Consider the following 12,491-nt stretch of genomic DNA (forward strand, 5'->3'; position numbering starts at 1 on the left):
GATCGCGATGCGCTTTAGGCCCGTTCGGGCTCTTCCGCCGGCAACACCGAAAGATCGTCGTCGTCGCTGAAGACGTCGGCGGCGCGCTTGGGCTTGACCAGCGGTTCCGGCTTGACCGGCCGGGAATAGAGCATGTCGCTGCCGGCCTGCAGCCCTTCGCTCGTCTGCAGCACCAGCCTCTGCTCGTCGCGCTTGCGGATATCCTCGCCGATCTCGTAGGCATTGGCTTCGCTGACGCCGAGGGCCTCCAGCGTGCGCCGGCCGAAGAGCAGGCCCGATTCCAGCGTCTCGCGCAGCTCGTAGTCCACACCCTTGTTGCGCAGCGCGATCGAATGGATGCGGTCGTAGGAGCGGACGAAGAGGCGGGCATGCGGATAGTCCGTCTGCACGAGCTCGACGATCTTGTCGGTGATCTCGCGCTGATGGGTGGTGACGACGACGATCTTGGCATGGTCGATGCCGGCCGAGCGCAGCACGTCCTTGCGGGTGCCGTCGCCGAAATAGATCCGGAAACCGAAGCTCGAAGCCTGGCGGATGCGGTCGGCGGAAAAGTCGATGACGGTGACGTCGCGGCCGCCGGCCAGCAGGATCTGCGCGGCGATCTGGCCGAAGCGCGAGAAGCCGATCATCAGCACGTCGGAGCCCGCGCCCTCGAAATCCTCATCCAGTTCCTCATGCGCGTCGCCGCTCAGGAGGCGCTTCGAAAGCGCCGAGCCGAGCGGCGTCAGCGCCATGGAGAGCGTGACGATCGCGATCAGCATCGAGGCGGTGCTGGCCGAGAACAGGCCGCCGCTGGCGCTCGCCGTGCTGAACAGCACGAAACCGAATTCACCGCCCTGCGGCAGCAGGCAGGCGATACGGATGGCATCGTCATGCGAGGAGCCGGTCACGCGGCAGAGCGCATAGATGATCACGCCCTTGATGATCATGACGACAGGGACGGCGAGCAGGATCAGCGCCCAGTTGTCGGCAATGACGTCCAGCTGGAGCGACAGGCCGACGGCGATGAAGAAAATGGCGAGCAGCACGCCGCGGAACGGCTCTATGTCCGCCTCCAGCTCATGGCGATAAGAGGATTCCGCAAGCATCACGCCGGAGAGAAACGCGCCCATGGCCATGGAGAGGCCGGCAAGCTGCATCAGGGTTGCCGATCCCATGACGACGAAGAGGGCGGCGGCGATCATCGCCTCGCGCGCGCCGGTGCGGGCGATCACCTGGAACAGCGGGGTGAGCAGGTAGCGCCCGGCAATGATCATCGCCGCGACGGCACCGACGGCGATGGCGAGATCCGGCAGCGGATTGGAGGTTTCCTTCGGACCGTCGAGAATCGTGACGAGGGCGAGCAGCGGCACGATCGCCAGATCCTGCAGCAACAGCATGGAGAAGGAGCGCTGCCCGTATTTCGTGTTGACGTCGCCCTCCTGCTCGAGGATCTGCATGGCGAAGGCCGTGGACGACAGCGCCAGGCCGAAGCCGACGATGATGCTGCCGCGCCAGCCGGCGATGTTTCCGAGATAGGCGGCGAGCGTCAGCGCCAGGCCGCTTAAGACCACCTGCGCCGTGCCGAGGCCGAAAATGTCGCGCCGCATCTGCCACAGCCGCGACGGCTTCAGCTCCAGGCCGATGATGAAGAGCAGGAAGACGACGCCGAGTTCGGCCACGGCAAGCACGGCTTCGCCATCGCCGATGCCATGCAGGACCGGTCCGATGACGACACCGGCGGCGAGATAACCGAGCACGGTGCCCAGCCCCAGTTTCTTGAAGATCGGCGCGGTGACGACGGCGCCTCCGAGCAGCATCAGGGTTTCGGTAAACAAGGCATTCGGCGCGGACATCGTCTGTTTCTCTCTGTGGGGCAGGCGGTGTTGCAGCGCATGGCGGCGGGAAAGAGCCATGCGTTAGGACATTCGGACAAGAATCGGCTTTGCCGCCCTTGATGCTTTATGTAGTGCACAATAAATGGAACGCGAAGGAAAGGCCAAATCATGTCCTCAGAAATCGATTCCGCCACTCTGCTTTCCCGCGCCAGCCAGCTGATCGACCTCGCCCGGAAAGCCGGCGCGGATGCGGCCGATGCCGTCGTCGTGCGCTCGCGGGCGCAATCCGTCAGCGTCCGTCTCGGCAAGGTCGAGGGCACCGAATCCTCCGAAAGCGATGACTTCTCGCTCAGGGTTTTCGTTGGCAACCGTGTCGCCAGCGTCTCGGCCAATCCGGGCTTCGACCTCACGGCGCTCGCCGAGCGCGCCGTGGCCATGGCCAGGGTCTCGCCGGAAGATCCCTTCGCCTGCCTTGCCGATGAGGCCGATCTCGCCAGGACCTATCCCGATCTCGAGCTTTTCGACCCGACCGAGGTCTCGTCGGCCGAGCTGCGCGAGGCGGCGCTGGCGATGGAAGAGGCGGCGCTTGCCGTCCCCGGCGTCAGCAATTCCTCCGGTTCAGGCGCGTCCGCCGGCATGGGCGGCCTCGTGCTCGTGACTTCGCATGGCTTTGCCGGTCATTATATGGGCTCGCGCTTCAGCCGTTCCGTCAGCGTCATCGCCGGCGAGGGCACCGGCATGGAGCGCGATTATGATTTCGACAGCCGCCTCTATTTCGCCGATCTGGAAGCCTCCGAGGAGATCGGCCGCCGCGCTGGCGAGCGGGTGGTCAAGCGCGTCAATCCGCGCCAGGTTCCCACGGGCAAGGACGTGACCGTCGTTTTCGACCCGCGCGTGGCGCGTGGTTTCGTCGGCCATATCGCCGGCGCGATCAATGGCGCTTCCGTTGCCCGCAAGACCAGCTTCCTGCGCGACAAGATGGGGCAGCAGGTGCTGAAGGCCGGCCTGTCGATCACCGACGATCCGCTCATTGTGCGCGGTCCCGCCTCGCGCCCCTTCGACGGCGAGGGCGTCTCCGGCAAGCGGCTGGTCATGATCGAGGACGGTGTTCTGAAACACTGGTTCCTGTCGACATCGACGGCGCGGGAGATCGGTGGTCTCAGGACCAACGGCCGTGGAGCGCGCGGCGGCACCGCCGTTTCGCCGTCCTCCACCAATCTGGCGCTGGAGCCGGGCGATATCTCGCCGGAGGAGCTGATCCGCAATGTCGGCAACGGCTTCTACGTCACCGAGCTGATCGGCCAGGGCGTCAACATGATCACCGGCGAGTACAGCCGTGGCGCCACTGGCTTCTGGATCGAGAACGGCGAATTGACTTTCCCTGTGTCGGAGGTGACCATCGCCTCCAACCTCAAGGACATGTTCATGCGCGTGACGCCGGCGAGCGATATCGATCGCGATTTTGGCGTTGCCGCCCCGACGCTTGCCATCGAAGGCATGACGCTCGCCGGCCGCTGAGCAGGCTCGCCAACACCGGGACGGTGCGATAGGGTCCGTCGGGGGGATACGCCGGCGAAGGGCCGGAGATTGGACATTCGGAATGACCGCTAGCCAAATGGGCGACGAAACGAGCGACCTGGACCTGATTGTCCGCGCCGCGCGCCAGGCAGGCGAAATTGCTCTCGGCTTCTTTCGGCAATCGCCCGAGGTCTGGTGGAAGAACGAAGGCCGATCCCCCGTCAGCGCCGCCGATTTCGCCGCCAACGAGGCATTGGCCTCCATCCTGCGTTCCGCCCGGCCGGATTATGGCTGGCTGTCGGAGGAGACCGACGACGATGCCGCGCGGCTGTCGCACGAAACACTCTTCGTCGTCGATCCGATCGACGGCACGCGCGGCTTTCTCTCGGGGCTAGAACTGTGGTGCGTCAGCGTCGCCGTCGTCACCAGAGGGCGCCCGACCGCCGGCGTGCTCTATGCCCCGGCGCTGGATGAACTGTTCGTCGCCTCCGCGGACGGCCCGGCACTGAAGAACGGCCGGCCGATTGCCGTTTCCGATTGGAAGGGGCACGATACCTATCGGCTCGCCAGCACCGAGGATGCGCTGAAGGGGCTCAGTCCGGATTTCCGCCAGACCGTCGAGCGGGCCAAGCATGTTCCCTCACTCGCCTATCGTCTGGCCATGGTTGCCGACGGTCGGCTTGACGGGACGATCGTCAAGAGCAATTCCCACGACTGGGATCTCGCCGCCGCCGATCTCATCCTGGAGCGGGCCGGGGGTGCGCTGGTCGACCTCTCGGGCAGGGCGCTCCTGTATAACCGCGCCGAGGTCTCGCATGGGGAGCTTTGCGGCGCGCCGGCCGCGCATCTGCCCGAACTTCTGCATCAGCTTGCCCACAGGCGAGACAGTTGACGTTTGGGTCAAAATCCCGCACAGGAAGTGCGGAGGGGGACGACAGCAGAAAGAGACGAAAATGACTGTGACCAGCGATAAAAAACAGCTCCTGCACCTCGTATTCGGCGGGGAATTGGAAAATCTCGAGGAAGTACAGTTCCGCAATCTGAACGAACTCGACATCGTCGGCATGTATCCGGATTATGCGACCGCGCTGACCGCCTGGAAGTCGAAGGCGCAGCAGACCGTCGACAATGCCCACATGCGTTATTTCATCGTTCATCTGCATCGTTTGCTCGATCCGCAGGACAAGGCATCCTAAGGCCGCGTTCCGCTCCATTTTATTTTTGATATCCCCGCCCGGATCGGCATTGTCGCTTTCATTCCGGCCATGACGCGGTATTTTTGACGCAATCAGAAGAAAAAATCGGCCGATCTATTGGCCGTTGGACATTTGGGATTTGGCATCGATGACGATCAGCTTGGGTCGGAGGCAATCGAAATGAGCAGCCTCAGGGCACGTCTCGCTTTGAGTGCTTACCGTTTTGGCGGGATCGCGATCTATCCCCTGATCGGACCCTATCTCGCCATCCGTGCCGCCAAGGGCAAGGAAGACAGCTCCCGCCGGCTGGAGCGGTCGGGCTATGCCAGCGCCAATCGCCCGCAGGGACCGCTGATCTGGTTCCATGCCGCGAGTGTCGGCGAGACTTCGGCGGTCATCCCGCTGATCCGCGAAATCCGTCGGCGCGATATCCATGTCATCCTGACGACAGGCACGATCACCTCGGCGAGGGTGGCGAAGGAGCGTCTCGGCGATGAGGTCATCCACCAATATGTGCCGCTCGACCTGAAGCCGGGCATCAGCCGTTTCCTCGAATATTGGCAGCCCGACTGCGCGATCTTCGCCGAATCCGAGATCTGGCCGGCGACCATCATGGAACTCGGCCGCCGCCGCATTCCGCAGATCCTCGTCAATGCCCGCATGTCGGACCGCTCCTTTGCCCGCTGGAGCCGGCATCCGTCTCTGTCCGAAGCCTTGTTTGAAAATCTTGCCTTGGTCGTTGCCCAATCCGATCTCGATGCCGAGCGTTTTCGTGACCTGCGGGCGCTGCAGGTGATCAAGGCGGGCAATCTCAAGGTGGACACCGATGCGCCGCCTTACGATGCCCCGACGCTTGCGCGCTATTTGAAACAGATCGGCAATCGCAAGACATGGGCCGCCGTCTCGACCTTCGAGGGCGAGGAGGAGGCCGCAGCCGTCGTTCATCAGACCCTGAAGGAACATGACGCCCAGCTCAGCATCATCGTGCCGCGCCATCCGGAGCGCTGTGATGCGATCGAGGCCATGCTGGTCGAAAAGGGCCTGAAGGTTGCCCGCCGCACCCGCAACGACGTTCTCTCGCCCGATATCGATGTCTTCCTCGGCGACACGATCGGCGAGATGGGGCTTTATCTGCGCATGACCGAGATCGCCTTCATGGGCAAGTCGTTGACGAATGAAGGCGGCCAGAACCCGCTGGAGTCGGCCATGCTCGGCTGCGCCATCCTGACGGGCGGCCATGTCCAGAATTTTCGCGACGCCTATCAGTTGCTCGCTCGCCGCGGCAGCGCCCGCATGGTGCGCGACACCGAGATGCTGGCGCGGGGCGTGCACTATCTGCTCATCAATGACGGCGCGCGGCGCGGCATGATCGATGCCGGTTTTGCGGCCGTGCACGAGATGCGTGGGGGATTGGCGGCGACCATCAAGGGTCTGGAACCCTACATCAATCCGCTGACCGTGAAGGCGCGGCTGATGCCGAAGACGATGGCGCAGGGTTGAACGAGGGGGAGTGATTATGGCAGCGGCTGTCAGGCTGGAGACGATTGCGGGCATTCTGTTCGACAAGGACGGCACCCTTCTCGACTATGATGCGAGCTGGCTTCCGGTCAATCGCGAGCTTGCCCGTATCGCTGCCGAGGGTGACGCGACCCTTGCCGATCATCTGCTGTCGGCTTGCGGCATGGACCCGGTGACCGGCCATATCGTGCCCGACAGCCTGCTCGCCGCCGGCAATACCCGGCAGATTTCCGAGGGCCTTGTTGCCGCCGGCTCCAAGGTGGATGTGGCGGAGCTGACGGAAAAGCTGGATGCGTTGTTTTCCCATGCCGCCGATTTTTCGTCTCCGGTTACCGATCTCGCTGCTTTTTTCCGCCGCCTGCACGGGCGCGGCTACAAGCTCGGGGTTGCCTCCAGCGACAATGAACGCTCGATCCGCCAGACGGCCAGCCGCTTCGGTTTCCTCGATTATCTCGATTACATCGCCGGCTATGACAGCGGTTTTGGCACGAAGCCGGAGCCGGGAATGGTGCTGGGTTTCTGCGCGGCGACCGGGCTTGTCCCCTCTCAGGTGGCCGTCGTCGGCGACAACAATCACGATTTGCATATGGGACACAATGCCGGCGCCGGCCTGAGGGTCGGCGTTCTCACGGGCACCGGCTCGCGGGAATCGCTGGCCGCCGCTTCCCATTACTGCCTGACCGATATCACCGAGCTGGAAGGTCTCCTGCCGGCCCGCCAGCCGGCCTGATGTCGGAGGAGGCTTGCTTTTTCGTCCTATCTGCCCTTTCTTGCCGCCTTGCTGACGCATGTCGCGCAAAACTGTGCAGCGTTTTTTCGTCCGGAATTGCGTCAAAACAAATAGGCTGGAGCGGCTCAGCGATTCCGTGAAACGCTGAGCCGCTCCAGGATCGTATGGGCAATGGCCGAGGCGAGGCGGGATTAGATCATGGTATCGGAAGCACCGCCGTTCTGGTGGCGGAAGCCGGATTGGCGGGCCTGGGGACTTTCACCCTTCTCTTTCCTCTATGGACGCGTTGCCGGCCATCGCATGACGCATGGCCGCCGTGCCTCCGTGGCGGTGCCGGTGATCTGCGTCGGCAATTTCACGGTCGGCGGCGCCGGCAAGACGCCGACGGCACTGGCGCTGGCCCGGGCCGCCAAGGCAAGGGGATTGACGCCCGGTTTCCTCAGCCGTGGCTATGGCGGCTCGCTCGATGTGACGACCGTGGTCGATCCGGGTCATCATCACGCCACGGCGGTCGGTGACGAACCGCTGCTGCTCGCCCGCGAAGCATTGACGGTGATTGCGCGCCGCCGTGCCGACGGCGCCGAGCGGCTGGTGCGCGAGGGCGCCGATCTCATCATCATGGATGACGGCTTCCAGAGCGCGCAGATCGCCATCGACTATGCGCTGGTCGTCATCGACGCCATGAGGGGTATCGGCAACGGTCATCTCGTGCCGGGCGGTCCGGTGCGCGCGCCGCTGCGCACGCAGCTGCTCTACACCTCGGCCTTGCTCAAGGTCGGCGAGGGGGATGCCGGCGATCGGGTCGTGCGTCTCGCCGCCCGCGCCGGTAGGCCTTTCTTCTCCGCATCGATCAAGGTGCGCGGGCAGGAGGATTTGTCCGGCCGCAAGGTGCTGGCCTTTGCCGGCATCGCCGATCCCGCCAAGTTCTTCCGCACGGTTGACTCCCTGGGCGCGAGCATTGCCGTGCGCCGTAGCTTCGGCGATCACGAGCATCTGGAAGAGGACGAGATCGCCGACATCCTCGATATCGCCACCCGCGACGATCTGGAGATCGTCACGACATCCAAGGATTATGTCCGCCTGATCGGTCTTCACGGCCGCGCCGGCGAGCTGCTGAAGCGCTGCCGCGTCATCGAGATCGACATGGTCTTCGCCGATCCACATGCGCCGGATCTGATCATCGATCGCGCGATCGTATCCGCGCGCGAACGGCGCCTGCGGGAAGGCTGGACCGGCAAAACCCTTCTGCCTAGCGGAGAGAAGGTGCCTGCTTCTCGGCAAATTCAGGGGGGCGAATGAAACAGCCGAAGCTCAATAGCGCCTCGGCGGGCCGAGACTAGCGCTTCTGGTTCGGAAGGGCGCCGGCGCGCTTTTCAGCTTCCAGCGACGATATGACGTCGGCATAGGGCTCCTGCCGGGCCACGCTCCAATAGCGCAGCTCATCGAGAGCGATCTGCCGGCCGGTCATGGCGCAAACGACATAGGAGCCCGGCATCAGGATCTGGAAATCGCCGTCGAGATAGCGAACCTTCGCCTCGCGGTTTCCATGTCCTTCGAAAAGATTCATCTGATGCCGTCCTTCATTCTCTGTCACGCCTCTGCCATAACGCGACGGGCCTGACTTTTCCAGTTCTTTCGACGTTGGAGCGTTTCCGCTTTTCTTCGAAGCGCGGAAACGCTCTATCTTCTTGCTTCTTTCCGCATTCCGGATGGAAAAGCGCCGCGCGCTTTTCCTGGAAATGCCCTATCGGCGCTCAGCTTCGTCCGAACAGCCGCTCGATGTCCGAGAGCTTCAACTCTATATAGGTCGGCCGGCCATGATTGCACTGGCCGGAACCCGGCGTTGCCTCCATCTGGCGCAACAGCGCATTCATCTCCTCCGGCCGCAGCCGTCGGCCGGAGCGCACCGAACCGTGGCAGGCCATGGTGGCGGCGACATATTCCAGCTTGGCGGCAAGGCCGGAGGCCGTGTCCCATTCGGCGATCTCGTCGGCCAATTGCCGGATCAGCCCCTGCGCGTCCACCTCACCGAGCATGGCCGGCGTCTCGCGCACGGCGACCGCGCCGGGACCGAAACGCTCGACGGCCAATCCGAGCGCGCCAAGCTCGTCGGCAAAGACCATCAGCCGGTCGCAATCCTCTTCCGGCAGGTCGACGATCTCGGGGATCAGCAGCACCTGCGACGCCGGACGCTTGGAATGCAGCGCCTTGCGCATCTCCTCGAAGACCAGGCGCTCATGGGCCGCATGCTGGTCGACGATGACGAGACCGTCCTCGGTCTGCGCGACGATATAGTTCTCGTGCAGCTGCGCGCGGGCCGCGCCCAGCGGAAAGCGGGAGGGCTCCTCCGGCCGCATCGGCTCGGCAAGCGGAGTGCTCTCGGCGCGAGCGGCCGGCATGGCAAGCCCGTCGAAAGCGGCCTGCGGTCGCTCCCTGAGGCCGAAGCCATTCCCATTTGTTGCCGCCGGCTGATAGGGCCGGGACGGAGAGGCGTCCGGTGTCCAGGGCGCGCTCGGCGCCGATGGCCGCCATCCCGGCTGGAAGCCGGAGGTGAAGGCGCGCAGCATGCCGTCGGCGCCTGTCGTCGCGGCGCGATCGCCCTCGCGCGCCAAAGCCTCGCGGATGGCGCCGACGATCAAGCCACGCACCAGGCCGGGATCGCGGAAGCGGACATCGGATTTCGCCGGATGCACGTTGACGTCGAGGAGGGCCGGATCGAGCGTGATGGACAGTACGGCGATAGGATAGCGTCCCGACGGGATGGTTTCGGCATAGGCACCGCGGATCGCGGACAGGATCAGCTTGTCCTGCACCGGCCGGCCGTTGACGAAGGCATATTGATGCGCCGAGTTGCCGCGATTGAAGGTCGGCACGCCGGCAAAGCCGGTGAGGCCCACATCCTCGCGCATGGCATCGAGCTCGATGGCATTGTCCTTAAAGTCCTTGCCGAGCACCTGCGCCATCCGCGCGAGACGGTCGTCGCCGGTCGCCGGGAATTCCAGCGTCGAGCGGTCGCTGCCTGAGAGGACGAAGCGCACCTGCGGGAAGGCGATCGCCATACGCTTGACGACTTCGGTGATTGCCGCCGCTTCGGCCTTCTCGGTCTTCAGGAATTTCAGCCGCGCCGGGGTCGCGAAGAACAGGTCGCGCACCTCGACGATGGTGCCCGGATTGGCCGCCGCCGGGCGCAGATGCAGCACCTTGCCGCCAGCCACCGCGATCTCCGCGCCGCCGGCGCTGCCGACCCTGCGGCTGGCGATCGACAGCCGCGCCACCGAGCCGATGGAGGGCAAGGCCTCGCCGCGGAAGCCGAGGGTGCGGATATCGTCCAGCGTGTCGGAAATCTTCGAGGTGCAATGGCGCTTGATGGCGAGTTCCAGATCCGCCTGTTCCATGCCAGAGCCATTGTCGCTGACCCTCAGCAGCGCCTTGCCGCCGCCCGCCGTCGCGATCTCGATGCGCGTGGCGCCGGCATCGAGCGCGTTTTCGATCAGCTCCTTGGCAGCGCTTGCCGGCCGCTCGATGACTTCGCCGGCGGCGATCTGATTGATGAGGGTTTCGGAAAGTTGCTTGATGGCCATGGTCGCATTTTCGTGGATTCGCTTCGCGCTGGAAAGAGAAAAGGCGTGTCGTCCTCGCTCATCCACCCGATTCAGGCGGATGGGGTTTTGTGGAGAAATTTAATCAATGTTTAAGGGAATGGTGACAGGTTGCATTTGGAAAACTTGAAATGATTGCAGGTGTCGTGCTCTCGCACGTTTACGGCTTTTGGCGGCAGGTTGGTGGCCGCCATATCTCGACGAGCCGGTTTCCGCCTGTTTCAAGTGCCATGCCAGCATGTCATATCCAAAAAATGATCCCGAGAGCTTTCGCAGCCCTCAAGCTTGGCGTGCAGCAGTGTCGGATAGGTGGGAATCGGACGAATGACTGCCGAGATTGGCAAGGCAGCTTTTACAGCGACGACTGAAGATGGGCCGTCGGACGGCAATCTGCAGGCGGCACTGTTCGATGCCGTTTGCGATGGGCTTTCCAGCGCCTTCCTCGTCTATGACAAGAACGACCTGTTGCTGTTTGCCAGCCGGCAGGTCCTGAATTTCTTTCCGATCCCCGCGCCCTTCCTGCAGGCGTCGACGCGCCTGCGCGATTATCTCGGCGCCGTCTTCGATACCGGCGTGCGGCATCCGGACGGCCAGGCGAAATCGACGGTGACGCGCGACGACTGGATCTCGCAGCGCATTGCCTCGCATTGGCGCGAGCGCTTCGAAACGACGGAGCGTCTCGGCACCGGCCGCTGGGTCCGGTTCGTCAAGCGCCGTCTGCCCTCGGGCCTGGGTGTCTGCATCCTCTCGGACATTTCCGAGCTGAAGAAGCGGGAAGAGCAGTGGCGCGTCGACATGGAACGCGCCCAGCTGACCGAGGACATCCTCGACAATCTGCCGTTTCCGCTGTTCGTCAAGGATCGCAACATGGTCTATGTCGCGATCAACAAGGCATTCGGCGACAAATACCAGACCACCCCGGAGGAGATTCTCGGCCGCAAGGGCGCGGATCTGTTCTCCACCGAACTTGCCAACCGCTTCGAGGAAAGCGACCGGCACGTCATCGAGACCGGTGAGATGTCGATGACGCATCAGCGGCAGATTTCCCGGGATGGTGTCGAGCGCGACATCGTCACGAGAAAGCTGCGCATCGGCAAGCCGGGCCGCTATTTCCTCATCGCCACCATGCAGGACCTGCCGAAGGACGGAGCCGATTTCGACGAGTTCGCGCTCGCCTCGGAGATCAAGGAGAACAGCGATCGCTCCTATCGCCGCGCCTATGTGCCGCTGGCGGCGCTGCAGACGCTCTCGCGCCGGCCTCCGGCCATGGAGACCTTCGTCCCCGCCAACTTTTCGGGCCGCAAGATCCTCGTGGTGACCAGCGACCTTGCCGCCGAGACGGCGGCGCTGAAGATGCTTGGCAAATACGGCTTCGACACCTGCTCGGTCAGCAACGAGAGCGAGGAGGCAGCCTTTCTCGATGCGGCAAGTTCGCTCGGGGTCAAGATCGATCTCGTCATCGTCGATAATCAGCTCGGCAAGCGTGGCGTCGAACTGGCCGAGCGGCAGAACGTGCCGGCATTGTCGCTGGATGGGTCGCAGCTCGCCTCCGAGCTCACCTTCCTGATTGCCCGGCATTTCAACCGCAATATCCGCCTCAAGCCCGGTGAAAGCATCGAAAGCGGCACGGAGGATTGGCAGATCGATCCGGCCAACGAGGATCGTGCCTGCCAGATCCTCGTCGCCGAGGACAACGCCATCAACCAGATCGTCTTTTCACAGATTCTCGACGGGCTCGGCTATCGCTACATGATCGCCGCCAGCGGCGACGAGGCGGTGCGCCTATGGAGCGAGCATCGCCCGGAGCTGGTGCTGATGGATATTTCCTTGCCGGGTCTCAACGGCTTCGAGGCGGCAAGGGCGATCCGGGTTGCCGAAGGAGACGGCGCGGGCCGAACGCCGATCATCGGCGTGCTGACGCAGGCCTTCGAGCGAGACCGCACTGAATGTGCCGAGGCCGGCATGGACGACGTCATCATGAAGCCCGTCAGCCCGGATATCCTTGAGACGGTATTTCAGAAATACATGCGCGGCGGCGCCGGATCGCGGACCAGGCAGGTCTCTTGAGCCGCATAGCCGATCAACAAATATTGCCCATATCGAATGACTGTCG

Annotated in this window: 10 protein-coding genes; 7 read left to right on the top strand and 3 right to left on the bottom strand. The window is 63.7% G+C overall.

Features of this window, described 5'->3' with window-relative positions; translation table 11 throughout:
- Positions 1-14: 14 nt before the first annotated feature.
- Positions 15-1,835: a monovalent cation:proton antiporter-2 (CPA2) family protein gene (locus FHX11_RS06835; RefSeq protein ID WP_184356373.1), complete on the bottom strand. Its 1,821-nt coding sequence runs from the start codon at positions 1,833-1,835 to the stop codon at positions 15-17.
- A 150-nt stretch (positions 1,836-1,985) separates the two neighbouring features.
- Here FHX11_RS06835 and FHX11_RS06840 point away from each other — a divergent pair, with 150 nt between their 5' ends.
- The 6 genes from FHX11_RS06840 to lpxK all read left to right on the top strand — a co-directional run bounded on the left by FHX11_RS06840 (position 1,986) and on the right by lpxK (position 8,078).
- A complete protein-coding gene (locus FHX11_RS06840) occupies positions 1,986-3,335 on the top strand; it encodes a TldD/PmbA family protein (RefSeq protein WP_184356375.1) in 1,350 nt (449 codons plus the stop codon).
- Between the two features lie 82 nt (positions 3,336-3,417).
- Positions 3,418-4,227, top strand: a complete 810-nt coding sequence (locus FHX11_RS06845) for a 3'(2'),5'-bisphosphate nucleotidase CysQ (protein ID WP_184356377.1) — start codon at positions 3,418-3,420, stop codon at positions 4,225-4,227.
- Positions 4,228-4,288: 61 nt separating this feature from the next.
- Positions 4,289-4,531 carry a DUF4170 domain-containing protein gene (locus FHX11_RS06850; protein ID WP_184356379.1) on the top strand — a complete coding sequence of 81 codons (243 nt, stop codon included), beginning with the start codon at positions 4,289-4,291 and terminating at the stop codon, positions 4,529-4,531.
- Positions 4,532-4,711: 180 nt separating this feature from the next.
- Entirely contained in the window at positions 4,712-6,031 is a 1,320-nt protein-coding gene (gene waaA, locus FHX11_RS06855) for a lipid IV(A) 3-deoxy-D-manno-octulosonic acid transferase (RefSeq protein ID WP_184356381.1), read from the top strand.
- Positions 6,032-6,047: 16 nt separating this feature from the next.
- Complete coding sequence (locus FHX11_RS06860; protein ID WP_184356383.1) at positions 6,048-6,779, top strand: HAD family hydrolase; 732 nt, start codon at positions 6,048-6,050, stop codon at positions 6,777-6,779.
- Positions 6,780-6,977: 198 nt separating this feature from the next.
- Entirely contained in the window at positions 6,978-8,078 is a 1,101-nt protein-coding gene (gene lpxK, locus FHX11_RS06865) for a tetraacyldisaccharide 4'-kinase (protein ID WP_184356385.1), read from the top strand.
- Positions 8,079-8,115: 37 nt separating this feature from the next.
- On the opposite strand, the gene FHX11_RS06870 is transcribed toward lpxK, so the two are convergent.
- Entirely contained in the window at positions 8,116-8,346 is a 231-nt protein-coding gene (locus FHX11_RS06870) for a DUF2093 domain-containing protein (protein ID WP_184356387.1), read from the bottom strand.
- A 187-nt stretch (positions 8,347-8,533) separates the two neighbouring features.
- On the bottom strand, positions 8,534-10,360 hold the full coding sequence (gene mutL, locus FHX11_RS06875; protein WP_184356389.1) for a DNA mismatch repair endonuclease MutL: 1,827 nt from the start codon (positions 10,358-10,360) through the stop codon (positions 8,534-8,536).
- Between the two features lie 342 nt (positions 10,361-10,702).
- Here mutL and FHX11_RS06880 point away from each other — a divergent pair, with 342 nt between their 5' ends.
- Entirely contained in the window at positions 10,703-12,445 is a 1,743-nt protein-coding gene (locus tag FHX11_RS06880; RefSeq protein WP_184356391.1) for a response regulator, read from the top strand.
- Positions 12,446-12,491 lie beyond the last annotated feature (46 nt).

Source organism: Rhizobium sp. BK602, assembly GCF_014195095.1.
Taxonomy (GTDB): domain Bacteria; phylum Pseudomonadota; class Alphaproteobacteria; order Rhizobiales; family Rhizobiaceae; genus Rhizobium.